At 64.0% G+C, this 22,648-nt stretch carries 21 protein-coding genes; 10 read left to right on the top strand and 11 right to left on the bottom strand.

Annotated features, from left to right (window positions below; all coding sequences use genetic code 11):
* Nucleotides 1–105 precede the first annotated feature (105 nt).
* Together pncA and AC1RUK_RS26295 are read left to right on the top strand one after the other, a co-directional pair.
* Complete coding sequence (pncA, locus tag AC1RUK_RS26290) at nucleotides 106–720, top strand: bifunctional nicotinamidase/pyrazinamidase (RefSeq protein WP_481838309.1); 615 nt, start codon at nucleotides 106–108, stop codon at nucleotides 718–720.
* 86 nt (nucleotides 721–806) lie between these two features.
* Nucleotides 807–2,174 carry a sodium:proton antiporter gene (locus AC1RUK_RS26295; RefSeq protein WP_481839386.1) on the top strand — a complete coding sequence of 456 codons (1,368 nt, stop codon included), beginning with the start codon at nucleotides 807–809 and terminating at the stop codon, nucleotides 2,172–2,174.
* Here the strand turns inward: AC1RUK_RS26295 and AC1RUK_RS26300 are convergent, their stop codons facing one another.
* The 8 genes from AC1RUK_RS26300 to gcvA form a co-directional block, all read right to left on the bottom strand.
* Entirely contained in the window at nucleotides 2,175–2,894 is a 720-nt protein-coding gene (locus tag AC1RUK_RS26300) for an ABC transporter ATP-binding protein (RefSeq protein ID WP_481838308.1), read from the bottom strand.
* Complete coding sequence (locus AC1RUK_RS26305) at nucleotides 2,891–3,616, bottom strand: ABC transporter ATP-binding protein (protein WP_481838307.1); 726 nt, start codon at nucleotides 3,614–3,616, stop codon at nucleotides 2,891–2,893. Before AC1RUK_RS26305 ends, AC1RUK_RS26300 begins: the two co-directional genes overlap by 4 nt.
* On the bottom strand, nucleotides 3,613–4,575 hold the full coding sequence (locus AC1RUK_RS26310; protein ID WP_481838306.1) for a branched-chain amino acid ABC transporter permease: 963 nt from the start codon (nucleotides 4,573–4,575) through the stop codon (nucleotides 3,613–3,615). The genes AC1RUK_RS26305 and AC1RUK_RS26310 overlap by 4 nt, the downstream gene beginning before the upstream one ends.
* Nucleotides 4,572–5,453: a branched-chain amino acid ABC transporter permease gene (locus AC1RUK_RS26315; RefSeq protein ID WP_436170323.1), complete on the bottom strand. Its 882-nt coding sequence runs from the start codon at nucleotides 5,451–5,453 to the stop codon at nucleotides 4,572–4,574. The genes AC1RUK_RS26310 and AC1RUK_RS26315 overlap by 4 nt, the downstream gene beginning before the upstream one ends.
* Before the next feature lie 157 nt (nucleotides 5,454–5,610).
* Nucleotides 5,611–6,915, bottom strand: a complete 1,305-nt coding sequence (locus AC1RUK_RS26320; protein ID WP_481838305.1) for an ABC transporter substrate-binding protein — start codon at nucleotides 6,913–6,915, stop codon at nucleotides 5,611–5,613.
* 151 nt (nucleotides 6,916–7,066) lie between these two features.
* Entirely contained in the window at nucleotides 7,067–8,536 is a 1,470-nt protein-coding gene (locus AC1RUK_RS26325) for a hypothetical protein (RefSeq protein WP_481838304.1), read from the bottom strand.
* Nucleotides 8,537–8,711: 175 nt separating this feature from the next.
* Nucleotides 8,712–10,016: a nicotinate phosphoribosyltransferase gene (gene pncB, locus AC1RUK_RS26330; protein WP_436170320.1), complete on the bottom strand. Its 1,305-nt coding sequence runs from the start codon at nucleotides 10,014–10,016 to the stop codon at nucleotides 8,712–8,714.
* A 114-nt stretch (nucleotides 10,017–10,130) separates the two neighbouring features.
* The gene (gene gcvA / locus AC1RUK_RS26335) at nucleotides 10,131–11,105 is read right to left on the bottom strand and encodes a transcriptional regulator GcvA (RefSeq protein WP_481838303.1); all 975 of its coding nucleotides are present in this window, start codon (nucleotides 11,103–11,105) and stop codon (nucleotides 10,131–10,133) included.
* A gap of 262 nt (nucleotides 11,106–11,367) precedes the next feature.
* On the opposite strand from gcvA, the gene speB reads away from it, so the two are divergent.
* The 8 genes from speB to AC1RUK_RS26375 all read left to right on the top strand — a co-directional run bounded on the left by speB (nucleotide 11,368) and on the right by AC1RUK_RS26375 (nucleotide 18,654).
* Complete coding sequence (gene speB, locus AC1RUK_RS26340) at nucleotides 11,368–12,429, top strand: agmatinase (RefSeq protein ID WP_481838302.1); 1,062 nt, start codon at nucleotides 11,368–11,370, stop codon at nucleotides 12,427–12,429.
* A gap of 82 nt (nucleotides 12,430–12,511) precedes the next feature.
* A complete protein-coding gene (locus AC1RUK_RS26345; RefSeq protein ID WP_481838301.1) occupies nucleotides 12,512–13,318 on the top strand; it encodes a transporter substrate-binding domain-containing protein in 807 nt (268 codons plus the stop codon).
* A 99-nt stretch (nucleotides 13,319–13,417) separates the two neighbouring features.
* Nucleotides 13,418–14,086 (top strand): amino acid ABC transporter permease, encoded by a 669-nt coding sequence (locus AC1RUK_RS26350; RefSeq protein ID WP_192178242.1) that lies wholly within the window; start codon nucleotides 13,418–13,420, stop codon nucleotides 14,084–14,086.
* Nucleotides 14,083–14,730, top strand: a complete 648-nt coding sequence (locus AC1RUK_RS26355; protein WP_481838300.1) for an amino acid ABC transporter permease — start codon at nucleotides 14,083–14,085, stop codon at nucleotides 14,728–14,730. Before AC1RUK_RS26350 ends, AC1RUK_RS26355 begins: the two co-directional genes overlap by 4 nt.
* 68 nt (nucleotides 14,731–14,798) lie before the next feature.
* Nucleotides 14,799–15,887 (top strand): ABC transporter substrate-binding protein, encoded by a 1,089-nt coding sequence (locus AC1RUK_RS26360; protein ID WP_436170314.1) that lies wholly within the window; start codon nucleotides 14,799–14,801, stop codon nucleotides 15,885–15,887.
* A gap of 78 nt (nucleotides 15,888–15,965) precedes the next feature.
* The gene (locus AC1RUK_RS26365) at nucleotides 15,966–17,003 is read left to right on the top strand and encodes an ABC transporter ATP-binding protein (protein WP_481838299.1); all 1,038 of its coding nucleotides are present in this window, start codon (nucleotides 15,966–15,968) and stop codon (nucleotides 17,001–17,003) included.
* Nucleotides 17,000–17,854 carry an ABC transporter permease gene (locus AC1RUK_RS26370; RefSeq protein ID WP_481838298.1) on the top strand — a complete coding sequence of 285 codons (855 nt, stop codon included), beginning with the start codon at nucleotides 17,000–17,002 and terminating at the stop codon, nucleotides 17,852–17,854. The genes AC1RUK_RS26365 and AC1RUK_RS26370 overlap by 4 nt, the downstream gene beginning before the upstream one ends.
* Nucleotides 17,851–18,654 (top strand): ABC transporter permease, encoded by an 804-nt coding sequence (locus tag AC1RUK_RS26375; protein WP_436170311.1) that lies wholly within the window; start codon nucleotides 17,851–17,853, stop codon nucleotides 18,652–18,654. The genes AC1RUK_RS26370 and AC1RUK_RS26375 overlap by 4 nt, the downstream gene beginning before the upstream one ends.
* Nucleotides 18,655–18,705: 51 nt before the next feature.
* Here the strand turns inward: AC1RUK_RS26375 and AC1RUK_RS26380 are convergent, their stop codons facing one another.
* The 3 genes from AC1RUK_RS26380 to AC1RUK_RS26390 all read right to left on the bottom strand — a co-directional run bounded on the left by AC1RUK_RS26380 (nucleotide 18,706) and on the right by AC1RUK_RS26390 (nucleotide 22,636).
* Nucleotides 18,706–20,109: an MATE family efflux transporter gene (locus AC1RUK_RS26380; RefSeq protein WP_481838297.1), complete on the bottom strand. Its 1,404-nt coding sequence runs from the start codon at nucleotides 20,107–20,109 to the stop codon at nucleotides 18,706–18,708.
* Nucleotides 20,110–20,369: 260 nt separating this feature from the next.
* Nucleotides 20,370–21,956: an FGGY-family carbohydrate kinase gene (locus tag AC1RUK_RS26385; RefSeq protein WP_481838296.1), complete on the bottom strand. Its 1,587-nt coding sequence runs from the start codon at nucleotides 21,954–21,956 to the stop codon at nucleotides 20,370–20,372.
* Nucleotides 21,953–22,636, bottom strand: coding sequence for an HAD family hydrolase (locus AC1RUK_RS26390; RefSeq protein WP_481838295.1), 684 nt, complete (start codon nucleotides 22,634–22,636; stop codon nucleotides 21,953–21,955). Before AC1RUK_RS26390 ends, AC1RUK_RS26385 begins: the two co-directional genes overlap by 4 nt.
* Nucleotides 22,637–22,648: the final 12 nt, after the last annotated feature.

Below are 22,648 nucleotides of genomic sequence, written 5' to 3' on the forward strand. Positions count from 1 at the left end.
TTGTTATGGCACTGGAGGTTGACGCCGCCGGCCATCTGGTCAAGTTTCTGCGTCCGGTCGCGTCGGCGGTGGAGCCTGAGCCGAGACAGAGAAGAAGGAGGCCCCATGGCCGACGAAGCGCTTGTTGTCATCGACCTGCAAAACGACTTCTGTCCGGGCGGCGCGCTGGCCGTGGCCGGCGGCGACGAAATCGTGCCTTTGGTCAACGATCTGATCCGGCGAACCGAGCATGTCGTGCTGACCCAGGACTGGCACCCGGCCGGCCATTCGAGCTTTGCCTCCAGCCATCCGGGCTCGCAGCCCTTCACGATGATCGATATGCCCTATGGGCCGCAGACATTGTGGCCGGACCATTGCATCCAGGGCAGTCTCGGTTCGGATTTCCACTCGGGTCTGGCCTGGACCAAGGCCGAGCTGGTGATCCGCAAGGGGTACCGCCCGGCAATCGACAGCTATTCGGCCTTTTTCGAGAACGACCATGAGACACCGACGGGTCTCGCCGGCTATCTGCGCGAGCGCGGCATCGACACCGTGACCCTGGTTGGCCTGGCGACCGACTTCTGCGTCGCCTTTTCGGCGCTCGATGCGGTCAAGCAAGGGTTCAAGACGACGGTGCGGCTCGACGCCTGCCGCGGCATCGACCTCAACGGCTCCGTCGAGGCGATGCTGAAGCGGATGCGCGAGGCCGGCGTGACGCTCGAAGACCAGGCTTCGGACTAGATCGTGAGGCACCGGGGGGCTTCAAACAATTGCCTACGGTTTTGGCGGCGGGCACCTTGACCGTCGCCATTCTCCTGTTTCCGGGAATGGCCGTCGCGGCGGAAGCCCACGAATTGCCCGGCGCGACGATGTCGCTGTGGTGGGCGCTGCCCTTTGCCGGCCTGCTGCTGTCGATCGCCACCGGCCCTTTGCTCTTCCACCATGTCTGGGAGCACCATTACGGCAAGATCACCGCGCTGTGGGCAGCGCTGGTGGTGGTGCCGCTGGCGATCGTATTCGGTATCCCTTCGGCGAGCGAAGCGGTGCTGCACACGCTGCTCAGCGAATACATGTCCTTCATCATCCTTTTGTTTGCGCTGTTCACGATTTCGGGCGGCATTCTCGTTGCCGGCAATATCCACGGCACGCCACTGGTCAATACCGGGCTGCTGCTGATCGGTACGATCCTCGCCTCGGTCATCGGCACGACCGGTGCCTCGATGATCCTGATCCGGCCGATCCTGCGCGCCAATGACAACCGGCCGTTCAACGCCCATGTCGTCATCTTCTTCATCTTCCTGGTTTCCAACATCGGCGGCTCGCTGACGCCGCTTGGCGATCCGCCATTGTTCGTCGGCTTCCTGCGCGGCGTCGATTTCTTCTGGACGACCACGAATCTCTGGCGCGAGACCCTGTTTGTCGGCGGCCTGGTGCTGATCGTCTTCCTGGCGATCGACCTCGCCCTGCACCGCCGCGAAGGCGGCGCGCCGAAGATCAAGGATCCGACGCCGGATACGACAGTGCGGCTGCGCGGCCTGGCCAATCTGCCGCTGCTGGCAGGCGTGATCGGCGCGATCCTGCTTTCCGCCAGTTGGAAGCCGGGTATCAGTCTTTCCATCCTTGGCATCGGGCTCGAGCTGCAAAACCTGGTGCGCGACGCCATCATCCTGGCGCTGGCCTTCCTGTCGCTTCGTGTCTCATACAAGAGCCATCGCGAGGCGAACGGCTTCACCTGGGGGCCGATCGCCGAAGTCGCAAAACTGTTTGCCGGCATCTTCATCTGCATCGTGCCGGTCATCGCCATACTCAGGGTCGGCCACGAAGGCGCTTTGGCGCCGCTGGTCGCGCTCGTCACCTCGCCCACGGGCCAGCCGAACGACCTCGCCTATTTTTGGCTGACCGGAGCGCTGTCGTCCTTCCTCGACAATGCGCCGACCTATCTGGTGTTCTTCGAACTCGCCGGGGGCGATCCTCAGCATCTGATGACGGAGGCTGCCTCCACGCTGGCGGCGATCTCGGTCGGCGCGGTGTTCATGGGCGCCAACACCTATATCGGCAATGCGCCGAACTTCATGGTCTTTGCCATCGCCAGACATCGTGGTGTCAAGATGCCGGGCTTCTTCGGCTATATGGCGTGGTCGGGGTTGGTGCTGATCCCGACATTTTTGATCGCCGGCTTCCTGTTCTTCGGCTGATCAGCCGACGCCAACATAGCGGCGCACGGCGGAAGGGTCCGCGCGCAGCTCCTCGACATCGACGGTCTCGCGGTTGCGGCCGTTCTCGATGAAGCAGACGCGGTCGGCGACCGACAGCACGGCATCGACCCTCTGCTCGACGAGGATGGTCGACACCCCGCGTTCACGCAGTTTCGCCACCGTCTCGCGGATCTTTGCGATCATCGACGGCATCAGCCCTTCGGTTGGCTCGTCGAGCAACAGCACCTGCGGTTCGAGACAGAGCGCGCGGGCCATGGCCAGCATTTGCTGCTCGCCGCCCGACAGAGTGCCGGAGCGTTGTCTCAACCGCTGGCGCAGCAGCGGGAAGAGGTCAAGCACGTTCTCGCGCGTCGCCTTGCCCTTGGCGCGCGCCATCAGGCCGATCTCGATGTTTTCAGCTACAGTCATCTCGGCAAACAGCCGTCTGCCTTGCGGCACATAGGCTACGCCGGCCTTCGGCACCTCATGCGCCGGCAGGCCGGTCAATTCCTTGCCGTCGAGCCTGATCGAACCGGCGCTCGCCGGAACCAGGCCCATGATCGCCTTCAGCGTCGTCGTCTTGCCGGCGCCGTTGCGGCCGAACAGACACAGCACCTCGCCCTTGTTCAGCACAAGATCGAGGCCGTAGAGCACCTGGACTTCGCCGTAGAAGCAGTCGAGCCGGGAGATTGTTAAGGCCTCAGGCGGTGTTTCGATCATGGGGTCGTCCCCAGATAAGCTTCCTGTACCTCGACGTTTTCGCGGATCGCCTCGGGCGAGCCCTCGGCGAGAATCCTGCCGGCGTTGAAGACGGTGATGCGGTCGGCAAGCTGCATGACGACCGGCATGTTGTGCTCGATCAGCAGCACGGTGGCGCTCTTGGCGATCTCGCGCACGAGTTCGATGAAATTGTCGATCTCGCTGTCGGCCAGGCCTTGCGTCGGCTCATCGAGGATCAGCAGGCGCGGCTTCAGCGCCAGGCCCATCGCGACTTCGAGCAGGCGCTGATGGCCATATGAGAGCTGCCCGGCCGGCATGTGGGCGCGGTCGGCGAGGCCGGTGCGCTCGAGCGCCGCCATGACGCCGGTGCGGACAGCGCCCTTCGAGCGGCCATCAGTCAGCGTGCGCTGCACCGGCAGCGCGACATTGTCGTAGGCGGAGAGGTTGGCAAAGACGCTGGTGATCTGAAAGGTGTAGGCGACGCCGAGCCGAACCCTGGCGTAGGCCGGCAGGTTGGTGATGTCGGCGCCATCGAAGACGATCATGCCTGACGAGGGCTGGATGCGGCCGCTGACCAGGCTGACGAAGGTGGTCTTGCCGGCGCCGTTGGGACCGATGACGGCGCGGATCTCGCCCGGCATCAGCGCGAAGTCGACGCCATCGACCGCGCGCAGGCCACCGAAACTGCGCGACAGGCCCTTGGTCGTCAGCAGCGGCATCATGGCAGCCACCCAAGCCAGCGCTGGCGGATAGAGCCCAGAATGCCTTTCGGGAAGAACAGAACCAGCAGGATGAGCGCGATGCCGACGATCAGCAGATAGGCCGAGGTGAAGCCGCTGGCGATGTCGATGATATAGTACATGAACAGCGTGCCGATCAACGGACCAAGAGTGGTGGCGGCGCCACCGAGCAGCACCCAGAGCAGCGGCAGGATGGAATACTGCACCGAAGCGACGCTCGAGCCGACATAGCCGAACAGCAGCGCATAGGCCGCACCCGAGGCCGCGCAGATGGTGCCGGAGACGACGACGGCGATGAGCTTGTTGGAGAAGGTGTCGTAGCCCAGCATCTTCGTCCGCTCCTCGTTCTCGCGGATGGCGACCAGCACGCGGCCGTATCTGGAGCGAACGATGGCAAGCGTGACGAGCAGCACGATCGAAAACAATGCCAGAGCGCTCATGTAGCGCACGGTCGGGTGGGTCAGGTCGAACGACGCTGAGCCGAGGACAAGGACACGCGCCGCTTGCTGAACGACCAGACCCTGGTCGCCGCCGGTCCATGACGCGAAATAGAGGATGACGAGATAGAACACCTGCGCGAACATCATGGTGACGATCATGAAGGCGACGCCCGTGGTGCGCAGCGCCAGCACACCGATCACCAGCGCCAGCAGCGCGCCGCAGGCAAGGCCGGCGGCGAAGGCGGCCGGCACGTTCCATCCGAGATGATAGACGGTTAGCCCGGCGCCATAGAGCCCGGCGGAAAAGAACATGGCGTGGCCGAGGCTGAGCAGCCCGACATAGCCGAACAGCATGTTGTAGCCCATGGCGAAGACCGCCAGCACCATGATACGGGCGAGCAGGCCGTGGTGATAGTCCGGCAGGACGAAGCTGAACGCAAAGAGCAGGGCGATGGCGCCGAGATGCAGCGCATAGGGCTTTGCCGGCGAAGCTTCGGTCATCGCGACGCCGTCCCGAACAGGCCGTGCGGCCGGAACACCAGCACCATGGCGACCAGGAAAGTGGCGATGATCTTGGCCAGCGTCGGCGAGAAGAACACCGAGATGATGCCGTCCGACAGGCCGATCAGCACGGCGGCGACGACGGTGCCGCGCAGCGAGCCAAGGCCGCCGATGATGACGACGATGAAGGATAGCAGCAGCGGGTCCTGCCCCATCAGGTAGTGCGCCTGGCTGATCGGCACGATCAGCACCGCGGCGATGGCCGCCAGCATGGCGCCGAGCGCGAAGACGCCGCCATAGACGCGGTCGACCGGGATGCCGAAGGCTTGCGCCGTCTCGCTGTCATACTGGGTGGCGCGCATGACAAGGCCGATCTTCGTGCGTGTCAGCACCAGCCACGTTGCGACGAGCAGAAGCGCCGAGGCCGCGATGACCGACAGCTTGTAGCCGGAATAGCCGAACCACGGCAGAAGGATGCGGTAGCTGAAAGGCGGCTCCACCGGGCGCGCTTCCGGACCGTAGAAGGTCAGTGCCAGCTGCTGGATGATGTAGAGCATGCCGATGGTGGCGACGATGGTGGCTTCGGGATTGTAATTGAGCCGGCGCAGCACCAGCCGCTCGGCGACGAGCGCAATGGCGCCAACGATCAATGGCGCCAGCACAAGAGCTGCCAGGAAGCCGAGCGCCGGGTGACCCGAAATCGCCGTCGAAATCGCCCAGGCCAGCACCGCGCCCAGCATGAAGAACTCGCCATGGGCGACGTTGACGACGCGCATGACGCCGAAAACCAGCGACAGGCCAAGCGCCGTCAACGCCAGCACGGCGGAGGTGACGAGGCCTTCGAGGGCGGCGAGTAGGAGATGGGGTCCAAAGTGCATGCAGGGCGCCCTTTACCCTCCCCTTGTGGGGAGGGTGACCGCGCAGCGGTCGGGTGGGGGGTGGGGCACGGGCCGTCGCGACCCCCACCCGTCTCACGAGGTCCGCGACCGCGAAGCTCGTGTGCCGACCTCCCCACAAGGGGGAGGGTGAGGCGCCTCACAGCGCCTGCGTCGTATAATCCCCTTCCGGTTCGTAGAGGCCGTCCTCGATCTTGGTCTTGTGGACGACCTTGAGCTTGCCGCCTTCGACCTTGGAGATGTTCTGGATGCCAAAGCACTGGTGGATCTTGCCGTTGAAGGTTTTTGGCCCCTGCGGGTGCTCCGGGCCCTCGGCGAACTCGGTCAGCGCCTCGGTCGCCTCGACCAGCTTGGCGCGGTCTTCCGGCCCTTTGTAGCCGGCATCTTCCATCGCCTTCTTGACGACGTAGAGCGTTTCCCAGCAGCCGAACATGTGCGAGGCGGTGGAGACATCCTTGGGGTCGCCGACAGCCGCACCATTGTCGTCGATGCCGACGGCGGCGCGGTAGGCCTTCTGCGCGGCGGAATCATCCGGCTGCGCATAGCGCGGCGAGCCTTCCCAGAAATGGCTGCCGTCGAGGAATTCCAGCCCGGGGCTGTTGATGTCGGTGGCTTCCAGCGAATCCATGAAGCCAAACAGTTGCGGCCGGTTGGAGCCGTAGAACTCGCCGAGCTCCTTGACGAAGGTGAGCACCGCCGGGCCGACCATGACGTGATAGATCACCTCGGTTTCGGCCGGAATCTGCGGAAAATATTTGGTGAAGGAGGATTCCGTCGGCGGGATGGCGATCTGGGCGATGACATCCGCGCCTTGAGCCTTCAGCGCCGGCGGCAGGTAGTCGCGGTGGTCGTAGCCGAAGGCGAAATCCGGGAATATCTGCGTCACCTTCTTGCCGGCATTGGCGGCGATCCACGGCGCCATCGACTGGATCTGGCTCTTCACATCGGTGATGCCCGGCTGGAAGACGTAGCGGTTGAGCTTGGTCGAAGCGACGTGATGGCCTTCGCTGACGACGAAATACGGGATCTTGGCCTCGCCGGCGGCCGGTGCCGAGCCGATGACGACATGCGAGAACAGCGTGCCAAAGACGATGTCGGTCTTGTGCTGGGTGGCGAACTTGCCGACCACCTCGGCGCCACGGGCGGGGTCGGTGCCGTCGTCCTCGATAATGACTTCGACAGGACGGCCATTGATGCCACCGGCATCGTTGATGGCCTTGACCGCGGCTGCGGTGGTCTTCTCATACCAGCGGCCATAGGCGGCGCCGATGCCGGTGCGGTGCGACTGGAAGCCGATCTTGACCGGTGCCGAGCTCTGCGCTTGGCTGTAGCGTACGAAGCCCGGTGCAACAGCAAGGCCGGCGCCGGCGGCAAGGCCCTTCAGCGCGGTGCGGCGAGAAAGAGTGGTCTTGGAGAGGTCGAAAAATCCGTTCTTGTCAGCCATGTCCGTTCCCCTGTTTTTCAGTCTTGACCAGCGATAAGGCGGCGCATCCATCCTCCGTCAGAGGACGAAAAATTGCATGTGTACAAACTAAATCACCAAAGCCCCGGCGTGGCAAGCGAGCTTTCCCCAAAGGGATGTTGGTCGCCTTGTCTCATCCCGCGGTCGGCGTGGCAAGCAACCAAAGGCCGAAGACGGTATAGGCGATCATCAGCACGGTGAGCGGCAATTGGCTGAGTGCGGCACGCGACGGAACCGGGTGCAGCCGCCAGGCGAGACCGTGAGCAACGAGCACGGCCAGCATATGGCCGGCGATGATAATGCCGGCCTGCAGATTCCACAGCCACCAGGCCGAGTCGGCGCCGGCAACGACGCCGGCTTCAATCTGCATGTCGGCGGTGCCGAACAGGTTCCAGCCAAGCGCGAAAGGGTCGGAAAGGGCGGCAATCGCATACTGGCCGTCGACCAGCAGTGCCGTCAGATAATGCGCGATATGATAGGCGAGCGCGATCGGCACGATCGACCAGACCAACAGACCCGCCGCCTCGCCGAGGGAATGCCGGCTGCCGGCGAGGTATCGGCCGAGGATGACGGCCAGCATGAATGCCGCTGCCAGCAGCACGAATGTCAGCACGAGGCCGAAACTGCCGATGCCGATCAGCGCCGTGCGGCCCGGATATTCGAGCGGATTGATGCCGAACAGGCCGAGCCAGAAGAAGGTTTTGGACAGGCCGTCGAAAGAGACCGATGACAGCGCCAACAGCAGGAAGGCGACGCCGCTGGGTGGCAGCGGTTCGGCCGCCAGCAGCTTGGCGCCTGGCCAGCAGAGATTGAGCAGCCCGTCTTCATCGCCCCCATCTCCATCGTGCTCGACTTCATTGCGCTCAAGGAGGGCGAAACGCGCCACCATGGCGAAGAAGACCGTGAGGAACTCGCCGCGTTGGCTCCAGCCGCGATAGCCGAAGACCAGCATGGCGATGAAGGTCAGCAGCCAGTAGAGGCCGGCGGCAAAGGCCAGGCGTGCCGGATCGTCTGGCGCCGGGTCGATCAATTCGAACCAGGCGAAGGCGCAGAACAGGATGACGGCCGGCCAGCTGCCGAGCCATGTTAGCAGCCGCGCCTCTTGCGCCTCGTCTTCGCGCCCGATCAGGCGACTGATGATGCGCAATGGCCCATACCAGGGATTGAGCCACGACCAGAGATCGCCGAGCAGCCCCTGCAACATGGCCAAGCCCACCCACGTCAGTGTCCAGATGACGAGGGGCAGAGGGTTGGAGAGAGGGTCGCGGCTGCCGAACAGGCCTGCGATGATGAGGCTTGCGAAGCCGGCAAAGGAGATCAGGCTGACGATGGTGCGGGCGGTATCACTTGGCGTGAAAAGCGGCAAGCGTTGGAGCCAGAAGCGGTCGAGGGCGGCGGGCGGCAGTAGCGCCAGGACGAGGAAGCTTGCGGCGACAGCCAAGGCACCGCCGGCGATATAGTAGCCGGTCGGGAGAAGGAGGACGTGGCCGAGATCGGAGGCGTGCGCGAGGGCGGGGGTGGGAAGCATTGCCAGGGCAGGCGTGAGAAGGGCTAACTTGCGACGACGGCGTTCTACGGCGCCCCCCTCTGTCCTGCCGGACATCTCCCCCACTTGGGGGGAGATTGGCGGTTTCGCCGCCGGCTCTTCCCTTGCAGCGCCGAAGATTGGCGAAGGCGGAGATGCGAGCGCAATCTCCCCCCTTGTGGGGGCGATGTCCGGCAGGACAGAGGGGGGCGCGACGGAACTCATGCTTTCCAAGAGCGCCTTCTTGTCACCCTCACACCTTGACCAGCTGCTCCACGCGATCCTTCGCCCCGAAAATCCTGAGATACCGCTCGATCTCCTTCAGATCGCCGGTCGCCTTGGCCGGATTGTCCGACAGCTTGACCGCCGGGCGGCCATTCGCCTCGGTGACCTTGCAGACAAGCGATATCGCATCGAGGCTGTTGGTCTCCGTTGGCGCGCAGCCTTCGAAATCATTGGTCAAATTGGTGCCCCAGCCGAAGGACATGCGCACCTTGCCCTTGAAGTGGCGGTAGGTCTCCTCGATGGTCTCGACCTCGAGCCCGTCGGAGAAGATCAGCAGCTTCTGCCTCGGATCCTTGCCCCTTTCGCGCCACCAGGAAATGATCTTCTCGCCGCCTTCGATCGGCGGCGCGCTGTCGGGGCGGAAGCCGGTCCAGTCGGCGACCCAATCCGGCGCATCGCGCAGGAAGGATGCGGTGCCGAAGGCGTCGGGCAGCACGATCAACAGATTGCCGCCATAATAGCGCTGCCAGTCCTGCAGCACCTTGTAGGGCGACTGTTTCAATTCCTTTTCCGAATTGGCAAGCGCTGCAAACACCATCGGCAGTTCGTGCGCGTTGGTACCCAGCGCCTCGAGGTCGTTGTCCATGGCTAAAAGCACGTTGGAGGTGCCGGTGAAGGCCTCGCCGATGCCTTCCTTGAGTGCCTCGACGCACCAGCGCTGCCACAAGAAGGAATGGCGGCGGCGCGTGCCGAAGTCGGAGATGCGGATGCCCGGCAAGGCCTTCAGCCGCTCGGTCTTGGCCCACATCTTGGCCTTGGCGCGGGCATAAAGCACGTCGAGCGCGAAGGGGCCGAAAGCGCGCATGGCGGCGCGCGAGCGCATTTCGTTGATGATGGCGAGCGCCGGGATCTCCCACAGCGTCGTGTACATCCAAGGGCCGCTGAAGCTCAGCTCATACTGGCCGTCGCGCCTGGACAGCTCGTATTCGGGCAGCTGGAAGTCTTCCAGCCAGGCGAGGAATTCCGGTTCGAAGATCTGCTTGCGGCCATAGAAATTGTTGCCGCCCAGCCAGATCATCTCCTTCTTGGAGAAGCGCAAGGTGCGGGCATGGTCGAGCTGGTCGCGTAGTTCACCTTCGTCGATCTCCTCGGCAAGACGCACCGAGGTGGTGCGATTGATCAGCGAGAAGGTGGTGTCGACCTTGGGATACATGCCCCAGATCATCTGCAGCATCAAAAGCTTGTAGAAATCGGTGTCGAGCAGGCTGCGGACGATCGGGTCGAGCTTCCAGGTGTGGTTGTAGACACGCCGCGCAATATCGGTCTTTGCCATGTCTTGCCGTCGCCTCGCTGCTCGCTCCCTGCAATTGCCTCTTAGCATTGAATTTTTGAAAGCGCTGCCCGCTTTCCAGGCTGGTCCGACAAAAAGAACCGGCTCGAGTCCAGCTCAGGAGGCGGTCTTGGCGCCGATAACGCGCAGTGCCGGGCGCTTCCTGCGGATGCCGATGCGGCCGGCCACCGGCGCGTCGGCGCGGCCGTCAGCCTGCTCCTTCTCGGCAAACAGCCAGTCGATGAACAGCTGCACGATCGGCGCCGAGCGCATCTCGTTGCGGCAGACGACGTAGAAATCATCAACCGCCGGCACCGACAGGCTGAACGGCGCGACCAGCAGGCCCCTGGCGAGCAGCGTGCTTGCCGTCACGGAATCGCCTAGCGCCACGCCATGGCCGTGCACCGCCGCCTCAGTCGCGGTGCGGGCATCGCCGAGATGGTGGCGGCGGCCGCGCTCCAGATCGAGCCCATCGGCGGCGGCCAGCCAGGTGTGCCATTCGCGGCCGTCATCGCCGTGCAGGAAGACATGGTCGGCGAGATCGCGGACGGTGCGGATCGGACGGTTGTTGATCAGCGTCGGGCTGACCACCGGGAACAGCTCCAGGCCCGACCATTTGCGCATCCAGCAGTCGCTCCAGCTGCCGTCGCCATAATGCACGCAGACATCGATGTGCGGCGCGCGGATGTCCCTGGGGTCGTTGGACGGGACGAGCGTCAGCCTGATATCGGGATATTGCGACATGAAGCTGCCGAGCCGGGGCGCCATCCACAAGAGCAGCAGCGCCGGCACGCAGGAGACCGAGAGCGTGCCGGCGCTGGCCGGCCTGGTCATGCGCTGGGTGGCGGCGGCGATGCCGTCGAAGGCGGTCGACACCGCCGGCAAGAGTTCGGCACCATGCGGCGTGAGCTTCACCCGCTGGCCGGCGCGCTCGAACAGCTTGACGCCGAGCGATTGCTCGAGCGCCTTGATCTGGTGGCTGATGGCGCCGTGGGTGACATTAAGCTCGGTCGCCGCCTTGGTCAGCGAGGCGTGGCGCGCCGTCGCCTCGAAGGCGCGCAGCGGATTCAACGGGGGCAGACGCTTGGCCATCGGCACTCGCTAAGCACGATCCCGAGGCCGGTTTTCGGACAAGATCGCGCGCCAAATTGATTGTGAGATTTTCTCACAGTAATCACACTAACAATATCAATTGATTTTTCAATCCAGCTGCCGGACACTTTGAACCAGAGCAGCATCAAGACGTGAAATTCGAAGGCAGCCAGAGCGGGACAGCGGTCCGGCCGGATGGTGGTCAGTTCGCCAAGCGTCGCCAAGGCCTTTCGAGTCATCATTCAGACAGGAGGAGACCGACATGGGTTATGATCGCGGCAAGCTCGAAGCGTTGCGTCGCAAATATGGCGAGGGCCATGGCGGCGAGATGTTCGACCCGAAATTCCGCAAGGTCGCCGACAAGATCTTCTCCAAGAGCGGCACAAGGCTGGCGCCCTATTCCGGCATCCCGACCTTCCTTGCAGCACCCTATCGCGAAATTGCCGCCGACAATCCGGACTTCGGCGACTTGCAGGTGGCGATCATCGGCGTGCCGATGGATCTCGGCGTCACCAACCGGCCGGGCTCACGCTTCGGGCCAAGGGCGCTGCGCGCCATCGAACGCATCGGCCCTTACAACCATGTACTGGAATGCGCGCCGACGCATGAGCTTCGGGTCGCCGACATCGGCGACGTACCGTTCCAGAGCCGCTACCGGCTGGAGGCCAGCCATGACGACATCGAGCGCCGCACCAACCAGATCGTCGATGCCGGCGTGATCCCGCTTTCAGTCGGCGGCGACCATTCGATCAGCCATCCGATCCTGAAGGCGGTCGGCAAGAAGGCGCCGGTCGGCATGATCCATATCGACGCCCACTGCGACACCAGCGGCCTGTTCGACCTGACCAAGTTCCATCATGGCGGGCCGTTCCGCAACGCAGTGCTGTACGGTGTGCTCGACCCGTCGCGCACCATCCAGATCGGCATCCGCGGCGCGGCCGAGTATCTGTGGGAGTTCAGCTACGAATCCGGCATGACCGTGGTGCATGCCGAAGAGGTGACCGGCCTCGGCATCCCCGCCATCATCGAGAAGGCGCGCAAGATTGTCGGCGACGGTCCGACCTACATCTCCTTCGACGTCGACAGCGTCGATCCGGCCTTCGCGCCGGGCACCGGCACGCCGGAGATCGGCGGACTGACAACGCGCGAGGTGCTCGAACTGCTGCGCGGCCTCAAGGGTCTCAACATCGTCGGCGGCGACGTCGTCGAGGTGGCGCCGCAATATGACGCGACCACCAACACCGCTCATGTCGGCGCTCAGATTCTGTTCGAGATACTGAGCCTGATGGTGTTCAGCCCGGCGATCACCAGCAAGGGATCCTGACGAACTGACAAATCGAAGGCGGCCGCCGCGCTGGAGCCGGCGGCCGACCTCAAACAAACAAGCTTCCAGCAGGGGAACGACAATGACTTTTCACATGAAGCTCAAATCATCCATTGCCGCCGCGCTGATGCTCGGCGCGACCGGCTTTGGTTTCACCACGCAGGCCAATGCTGATGCGGTCGACGACATCGCCAAGGCCGGCGCGATCAATGTCGGCATCTTCTCCGACTTCCCGCCCTTCTCCTCGGCCAGCGCCGACATGAGCATCAAGGGCTATGACATCGACGTGGCGCAGGCCATCGCCGATTCCCTGAAGGTGAAGCTCAACCTGGTCAGCGTCACCGGCCAGAACCGCATCCCGTATCTGACCGACAAGCGCGTCGATATTTTGATGAGTGTCGGCTACTCCAAGGAGCGCGAGCAGGTGATCGATTTCGCCGCTGCCTACGCGCCATACTACATCGCCGTCATCGGCCCGGCAGCCCTTGCGGTCAAAGGCAAGGAAGATCTCGCCGACAAGTCGATCGCCGTCAATCGCGGCACGCTGGAGGACACCTCGCTGACCGAGGCGGCGCCCGCTTCGTCCGACATCCGCCGCTTCGACAACTACAACGCCGTCATCCAGGCCTTCATCTCCGGCCAGACCCAGCTGATGGTGGTCGGCAACGACGTCGGCGCCCAGGTGCTGGCCAAGCAGGACGCGCTGCAGCCGGAGCAGAAGTTCCAATTGCTGACCTCGCCCTCGCATATCGGCCTCAACAAGAACGAGGACCGGCTGAAGCAGGCGGTCAACGACGCGGTCGCCAAGATGCTGGCCAACGGCAAGCTGGATGAGAGCTCGAAGGCCTGGCTGAAGACGCCGCTCAATCCCGACAACCTCAAGGATTGAACCCCGAGTCGTTGATACCTAGAGCGGTTCAGCTTCTGATGAATCGCCGACCCGCTCTAAGTATTTGTTTTTACGCAATTCCGGACGGGACCTATCGTCATGGGCTACAGCCTCGACTTCGGCTGGCTTGCGGGTGCTGTGGGCGCGATCGCGCGCGGCGCGGCCACGACGATCCTGTTGATCGTCGTGACCACGTTCGTGGGAACGCTGCTCAGCATCCTGGGCGCGGCCGGCCGGCGAAACGGCCCGCTGCTGCTGAAGCGGGCGATCGGCGTCTATGTCGAGGTGATGCGCAACACGCCGTTCCTGGTGCAGCTCTTCTTCATCTTCTTCGGCCTGCCCAGCCTCGGCATCAGGCTCGATCCGATCCTGGCCGCCATGCTAGCGATGACGCTCAACATGGCGGCCTACACGATCGAAATCGTCGGCGCCGGGCTCGACGCGGTGCCGCGCGGACAGACGGAAGCAGCGCTGGCGCTCGGGCTCAGGCCGCGCCAGGTGTTCGTCAAGATCGTGCTGCCGCAGGCGCTCAAGGTGATCTACCCGGCGCTGACCAGCCAGGTCGTCATCATGATGCTGGAATCCGCCGTCGTGTCGCAGATCGCCGTGCGGGAATTGACCTACGAGGCAGACATGCTGCAGGCCCGCACCTTCCGCGCCTTCGAAACCTATTTCGTGGTGACGATGGTCTATCTGGCGCTGTCGATGGGCCTGCGCCGGCTGCTGGTGTCAGGCGGACGCCGCGTTCTGGGAGCCGGTGTGTCATGATCGAATTCACCTTCTGGGATATTCTGCGCAACCTGGTGCTCGCCGCCCGCTGGACAGTGCTTTTGTCGCTGGCGGCCTTCGTCGGCGGTGGGCTGGTTGGCCTAATCGTGCTGTTCTTCAGGATCGCCAAGAACAAATGGAGCCGGCGGATTGCTTCCGGCTACATCGCGCTGTTCCAGGGAACGCCGCTCCTGATGCAGCTGTTCCTGATGTTCTTCGGCCTGCCGATGCTCGGCCTGCGCATCGAGCCGTGGACGGCGGCGGTGCTCGGCCTCACCTTCTTCGCCAGCGCCTATCTGGCCGAGATCTGGCGCAGCGGCGTCGCTGCGCTGCCGCAGGGACAGTGGGATGCCGGCGCCAGCCTGGGCCTGCACTATTTGCAGGAGCTGAGGTTGATCATCCTGCCGCAGGCGTTCTCGATCACCCGCGCGCCGACCGTCGGCTTCCTGGTGCAATTGATCAAATCGACGGCGCTGACCTCGATCATCGGCTTCGAGGAACTGGTCAGGACGTCGAACGCCATCAACAACGCCACCTTCGAGCCGTTCAAGGTCTACGGGCTAGTGGCGCTGATCTTCTTCGTCATGTGCTTTCCACTGACGCAATATGCCCGCACACTCGAACAACGAGCGGCGGCCCACTGACGCCAGGCGGCGAAACAGTGTGTGAAGGGAACCCGCCGGTTAGCCGGCATCAACCGAGGAGAAACGAGATGAACAGACTGATTGGAAAATCCCTGACACGACGCGGCGTGCTTGGCGCCGGCCTCGCAACGGCCGGCATGCTCGCCATGCCGTCGATCCTGCGGGCGCAGGACAAGTCGCTGAAGGTCGGCGTCTATGGCGGCTACTTCAAGAAATCCTTCGACGAGCACGTCTTTCCCGACTTCACCAAGGCAACCGGCATCGTGGTGGAGTCGGTCGCCGAGCCGACCGGCGAGGCCTGGTTGGTGCAGCTCGAACAGGCGGCCAAGGCCGGCCAGGCACCGGCCGACCTTTCGATGATGTCGCAGGCCTCAACGATAAAGGGCCAGTCGACCGAATTGTGGACGCCGCTCGATACGTCGAAGTTCAAGCACTATAACGACCTGCTGCCCCGCTTCGTCAGCAAGTATCCGGATGGCCGCGTCGCCGGCATCGGCGCCGTTGCCTGGTGGATCACGCTGGTCACCAACACCGACGTCTACAAGGACGCGCCGACATCGTGGGCCGCACTGTGGGACAAGGCCAACGAAGACAAGCTCGGGCTGCTGGCGCTTGCCTCCAACTCGTTCCTGCTCGAAGTGACCGCCAAGACCTTCATGGGCGGCACCAACGCGCTCGACACCGAGGACGGACTGAACAAGGCGTTCGAGAAGCTCGCCGAGGTCAAGCCGAATGTCCGCCTCTGGTACCGCGACGAGGCGCAGTTCGAGCAGGCCTTGAAGTCGGGCGAGATCCCGATGGGCCAGTATTATCACGATGTCACCGGGCTCGCGGCCGCCGACGGCTTCCATGTCCGCTCGACCTTCCCGAAGGAAGGCGGCATCCAGGATTCCGGCAACTGGGTGCTGTCGCGGGCCTCGACCAAGGTCGATGAGGCGCATGCCTTCATCGACTATATGAGCCAACCCTCGATGCAGGGCCTCATGTCGCGCAAGGTCGGCACGACGCCGACGCTCAAGAAGGAGGTGCTCGACCTCAAGCCGGAAGAGTTCGCCGCGGTGTCGTCGGACATCGAGCCGATCATCCCGCGCTACGACCTCTATACGTCGAAGGCCGACTGGATCAACCAGAAGTGGACCGAGCTGATCGTCGGCTAAGCCGACCTGCATTAACCTGACCGGCCGCCGGATAGCCTCCGGCGGCCCTTGCAGTGCAATGCCTGAGAGGGGTGAGTCATGTCCGGATTGAACATCAACGCCATCACCAAGAAATTCGGCAGCTTCGCCGCCGTCGACAACGTCCAGCTCAACGTGCCGCACGGCACTTTCGTCTGCCTGCTCGGGCCATCGGGTTGCGGCAAGACCACGCTGCTGCGCATGATTGCCGGGCTGGAGGAGCCGACCAGCGGCGCCATCGTGCTCGATGGCGAGGACATCACGCCGCTGCCGACGCACAGGCGCAATCTCGGCATGGTGTTCCAGTCGCTGGCGCTGTTCCCGCATCTTTCCGTCGGCGACAACATCGCTTACGCGCTGCGCATTCGCGGCGCCTCCAAGGACGAGCAGAAGAAACGCGTCGACGAGTTGCTGAGCCTGATCCACCTGCCCGGCTTTGCCGATCGCCCGGTGGCGAAACTGTCGGGCGGCCAGCGCCAGCGCGTGGCGATCGCCCGCGCGCTCGCGCTGTCGCCGAAACTGTTCCTGCTCGACGAGCCGCTCTCGGCGCTCGACGCCAAATTGCGCGAGGCCATGCAGGTGGAACTGCGCCAACTGCAGCAGCGGCTCGGCATCACCACCATCGTCGTCACCCACGACCAGCGCGAAGCGATGACCATGGCCGACCTCGTCGTCGTCATGGGCCATGGCAAGATCCTGCAGGCAGCGCCGCCGATCGAGATCTACCGCAAGCCGGCCGACGCCTTCGTCGCCGACTTCATCGGCATCACCAATTTGTTGCCGGCGGAAGCCGACAGCGCCGGTCGAACCACCATCCTCGGCACCGCTATTCCCGGCCTTACCATGCCGGCGGGGCAAACCAAGGCCTCGGTGTCGATCCGTCCCGAGGACGTGCATCTGGGCGCTCCCGGCGGATCGGCGATCACCGGCGAGGTGAGTTTCGTGCGCGATCTCGGCGGCACCATCGAGACCTTCGTCGAGGTCGGCGGCACCAGCATCATCGCCGTGACGACGCCGCGCGAGCGGCACGACGTGCCAGTTGGCGCCAAGGTCGGCGTCACGCTGCCGCCTGAAAGCTGCGTGGTGCTCGGCTCATGAGACGCCAAGCTCCAAAGTCGGTAGCCGACTACACGCCGCTGTTCTTTCCGGCGCTGATGCTCATCATCTTCTTCGTCGTGCCGTTCTCGACGATGATCGCGGTGAGCTTCTTCAAGCGCAATCCGTCCGGCTTCTACACGCCGGATTTCGTGTTGGATAATTACGCACGCTTCCTGTCGGTGTTCTTCGGCGGCGTGCTCGGCTTTTCGCTGATGCTGGCGGTGCTGGTCGCCGTCTGCTGCGTCGCCATCGCCTTTCCCTTCACCTATCTTTTGACCCGGCGGCCGCGCCGCGTGCAGACGCTGTGGCTGGTCGGGCTGTTGTCGGTGCTATCGCTGTCGGAAGTCATCATCGGCTTTGCCTGGTCGATGCTGTTTTCGCGCACCGCGGGCATCACCAACCTGTTCGTGGCGATCGGGCTGATGGACAAGCCGGTGGCGCTGCTGCCGACCTTCGGCGCGGTGCTGACCGGCATGGTCTACCAGGCGCTGCCTTACACCATACTGGTGCTCTACCCCGCCCTCGTGCGTCTCGACCCGACACTGCTCGAGGCGGCGCGCACGCTCGGCGCCTCGCCGGTTCGGGCCTTCTTCAACGTCGTGGCGCCGGCGCTCCGAAACACCATCGTGGCGACGCTGATCATGGTCTTCGTCTTTGCGCTCGGTTCCTATCTGTTGCCACAGATCCTGGGACGGCCGCAGCATTGGACGCTGTCGGTGCTGATCACCGACCAGGCGATCTACCAATCCAACATGCCTTTTGCCGCGGCGATGGCGGTGTTCCTGGTGCTGATCTCGCTGGCGCTGGTTGGAATGACGCTGCTCGTCGGACGCAAGGAGAACGCGCTATGACCGAGACCTGGCTTCGCCGCTTCTATTTCGCCATCGTCGCGCTGTTCCTGGCGGCGCCGCTCATCGTCGTCGCCGGCGTCTCGGTCAACGAGAAGCAAGATCTGGCTTTCCCGCCGGTCGGCTTCTCGCTGGCGTGGTACGGACAGATCTTCACCGACCCGGAATGGCGGCTGGCGCTGATCCATTCGGTGACGCTTGCCCTCTGTTCTGCCGCAATTGCCGTCGCTGTCGCGTTGCCGCTGGCCTGGTTCCTGTGGCGGCGCATCGCGCCCTGGGCGAACATCTTCCAGGTGCTGGGACTCGCGCCTTTCATCCTGCCGCCTGTCATCACGGCGCTCGGCTTCCTCAGCTTCTGGGCAACGGTCGGGCTCTTCGGCCAGTTCTTCACCGCCATCATCAGCCATGCGATCTTCTTCGTGACGCTGCCGCTGGTGACGCTGTCGCTGGGCTTTGCCTCGATCGACCGCTCGCTCGTCGAAGCCGCCGCCACCATGGGCGCCGACGACCGCACAGTGCTGAAGACGGTGGTGCTGCCGCTGATCCTGCCCTACCTCGTCTCGGGCTATGCATTCGCCTTCGTGCTGTCGCTCAACGAATATATCGTCGCCTACATGACGATCGGCTTCACCACCGAGACGCTGCCGATCAAGATCTTCAACGCGCTGCGCTACGGCTATACGCCGACCATGGCCTCGGTGTCGGTGTTCTTCGTCGCGGTGGCCGCACTTGTGTTCGGTGCCATCGCCCGGTTCGGCGATATCCGCAGGCTGCTCGGCGCGATGTCGTCGGACGGCAACTGAGCGGACTCGCGAAAACAGCCGCCGGAACCTGTCCGGCGGCCGCTTTGTTTTTCAATGCCCGAAGGCGAGCGACGGCGCGATGCGGTCGCGCCGTAGCCAGCGTGCCAGAAGCATTGCGGCCACAACGGCCAGCCCCGACGACAGGCCGATCCAGATGCCGACGCCGTTGAAGCCGAAATGGAAGGCGAGCAGCACGCCGAGCGGCAGGCCGAGACCCCAATAGCCGATCGCGGCATAGATCATCGGCACCTTGGTGTCGTGCAGGCCGCGCAGCATGCCGGCGGCCACCGCCTGCGCGCCGTCGAAGATCTGGAACAGTGCCGCAAACGCAAGGAAAGACACGGCAAGCGCGATCACCCTGGCATTGGCCGGATTGCCTAGATCGATGAAGGCGCTGATCAGCAGATGCGGCCACAGGATCATCACGAGGCCCGTCAGCGCCATGAACGAGACGCCGATGACGAAGGCGGTCCAGCCGGCGCGGGAAACCCCTTCCGGATTGCCCGCACCATGGGCAAGGCCGACCCGTACCGTGACGGCCTGGTTGAGGCCGAGCGGCACCATGAAGGAGATCGAGGCGATCTGGATGGCGATGGCGTGTGCTGCCAGCGAATCCGCATCGATCAGGCCCATCAGCAGCGCCGCCGCGTTGAAGATCGTCACCTCGAAGGCGAGGAGGCCGGCGATCGGCATGCCGAGCCGCAGCAGGCCCTTGAAGCGCGGCCAGTCGGCGCGCCAGAAGCGACCGAAAAGCTGGTAGCGGCGGAACTTCTTCTCCAGCATCACCACCGCCACCATGCCGCAAAACATCAGCATACTGGAGAGCGTCGTGGCGAGACCGGAGCCGGCAATGCCCATCGAGGTGACACCGAGATTGCCGAACATGAACACCCAGTTGAAGAAGACGTTGCAGACGACGGCGACGAAGACGATGATCAGCGCCCAGCCCGGCCGCTCCAGCGCCGAGATGAAGGAGCGCAGCACGATATAGCCGTAGAAAGGCAGCACCGCCCATTCCAGCCAGCGCAAATAGACGCCGGCCTGGTGCGCCAGCGCTGGTTCCTGGCCCATGGCCAGCAGAATTGCCTCGCCGTGCCAGAGGAAAATCCAGATCGGGACCGAGATCAGGATCGCCAGCCACAGCCCTTGCCGCACGGTGCGGCGCAGATCGCGCACTGAATAGCCGCGGCGGCCGAGCTCGGTCGCCATCATCGGCGAGGTTGCCAGCATCAGGCCGAGGCCGAAGATCAACGGCATGAAATAGAGGTTGGCGCCGAGCGCGCCGCTGGCCAGCGTATCCGGCCCAAGCCGGCCCATCATCATGACGTCGGTGGCAGTCATCGCGGTCTGGCCGAGATTGGTCAGCACCATCGGCCAGGCGAGCGCCAGCGTCGCCCTGATTTCCTGACGCCAAAGATTTTCCGGCGCGCAAGCGTCGGCTTCGATCGCAGACATTGTCCTGCTCTTTCCGATTGCGGCGCGTCGGGACCCTGCCCGGAAGCCGCACGTCAAACGGCAAAACCTTCGGTTTCGCAGCGTTTGCGCCGTCTATTGAACGAAATGCGACATGAAGGCAAGGGAGGAGGAGCGGGCAGCTATTGAGCCAGAGCTTGCCTACAGCGGTTTTCCGTTTCACGGAAACGCAGAACCGCTCTATCTGTTTGTTTGACGCAATTCCGGACGGAAAACCGTTTCACACTTTTCCTGGAATTGCTCTAGCCGATGGCGTCGAGCGCCTGCCGCTGACGGTGCATCTCGAGAAAGATGCGGTAGTCGCGGTCGAAGCGGGTGCCTGCGGCCGGGTTGGCGGCGCGTTTCCTGCCGCCCTGCTGCATGGCGACGCAGGCGGCGTTGAGGTCGGGGAAAAGCCCGGCGGCGGTGGCGGCAACCATGCCGGTACCGAGGAGCACCGCCTCGTCGGCCAGCGGTTCGACCACCGTGCAGCCGGTGGCGTCGGCATAGAGCTCCATCAAAAGCGGGTTCTTGGTGTGGCCGCCAGTGACGTGCAGCGTATCGATCAAATAGCCGTTCTCGTTCAGCGCTTCCAGCACGTGGCGCACGCCGAGCGCGATGCCGACAGCGGTGCGCCAATAGAGCTTGCACAGGCTGTCGAAGGAGGAATCGAGCGTCAGGCCGCTGACGACGCCGACGGCGTGCGGGTCGGCCAATGGTGAGCGGTTGCCGTGGAAATCCGGCAGCACATGCAGCCTCGCCGCAAGAGCCTCACCCTCGGTGGCGCGCAATTCAGCGACGCGGCGCGCGATCTTTGCGTGCATGGCGGCATCAGGCTCGCCACCGGCCCCGTGCCAGCGGATGATATGGTCAAGCAGCGCACCGGTTGCCGACTGGCCGCCTTCCGACAGCCAGAGTTTTGGCAGTGCCGCGCCATAGTATGGCCCCCAGACGCCGGCGAAGGGTTGCGGATCGGGCGACATCGCCATGACGCAGGAGGAGGTGCCGGCGATCAGCGCCAGATGGCGGCTGATATTGCTGTCGTCGCCGGCAAAGCCGCCAAGCACGCCGAGCGCGCCGGCATAGGCATCGATGACGCCGGCACCGACCCGGCATTTCTCCGTCAGGCCAAGCTCCGCCGCCGCTTCGGCGCTGAGCGGGCCGATGTCGGCGCCGACCGGACTGGCCTTCTCAGGCAAATTGCCATGCTCGAAAAGATCACCAAGACCGACCGTCTCGAAGAAATCGCGCCTCCAACCGGTTTTTTCATGCGCCAGATAGGTCCATTTGGCGGTCAGTGTGCATTGCGAGCGCGCCAGCGATCCGGTCGCCTTCCAGGTCAGGAAATCCGTGAGGTCGAATAGCGAGCCGGCTTCATTCCATGTCCCCGGCAAATAGCGCTTCAGCCACATGAGCTTCGGCGTCGCCATCTCCGGCGACATGACGCCACCAATATAATCGAGCACCACATGGCCGCTTTCCGTGCATTCATCGGCCTCGGCGATGGCGCGATGGTCGAGCCAGACGATGGTGTCCCAGCGCCGCTCCCCGGTCACCGACACACTGAGCTGGCCACCTTGCCTGTCGCGCACCACGAGCGAACAGGTGGCATCGAAGGAGATGCCGACAATGTCGCCCGCCGCCACGCCCGCCTTTTGCCGGGCGGCGCGCACGGCGACGCACACCGCCGACCAGATATCCTGCGAATCATGCTCGGCGTGATCGGCCCTGGGCTGGTTCATGGCGATCGGGTGATCGGCGCGGCCAAGCAAGGTACCCTTGGTGTCGAGAATGCCCGCACGGGCGCTCCCGGTGCCGACATCGACCGCGCAAACGAAACTGTTGGTCAAGATGCTTTTACTCTCGCTCCCAGGCCTGCAATCAGATCGGGCAATTGCAGCATGTCAGCGAATATAAAGTCCGGTTCACTCGACGCAAGCCGCGCTTTCAATGCCGGGTTGCCGGCATGCGAGCCGCCGGTGAAGGCAAAGACGCGCATGCCAGCCGCCCGCGCTGCCGCAATGCCGGCCGGGCTGTCCTCGATGACGAGGCATTTGCGCGGATGGGCGCGCATGCTGGCGGCCGCGTGGAGGAAAAGGTCCGGCGACGGCTTGCCTCTAGCCACCATTGTGGCGCTGAACAGATGCGGCTGCAGGAGGCCGAGCAATCCGGTGACGTCCAGCGCATAGCTGATGCGCTCGAGCGTGCCGGAGGAAGCGACGCAGAATGGCACGCCAAGCTTCGGCAGCACGTCCTTGATGCCAGGAATCGGTTGCAGCTCCTCGCGGAACCGGCGCATCAGTTCAACGCGCATCGCGGTCAGTTGCTGGTCGGTGATGTCGAGCCCGAAGTCGCGGCCGAGGATCTCGCGGACGCTCTTCATACTCTTGCCGAGGAAATGCTCGTAGGCCTGATCCTCGCTGACGGCGCCGCCGGCAAGCGCGATCATGCCGAGCAGCGCCGAGACGGAGAGCGCCTCGCTGTCGACCAGGACGCCGTCACAGTCGAAGATGACCAGTTCGGGCGTCATTCGATGCGTCCA

The organism is Mesorhizobium monacense (assembly GCF_056781675.1).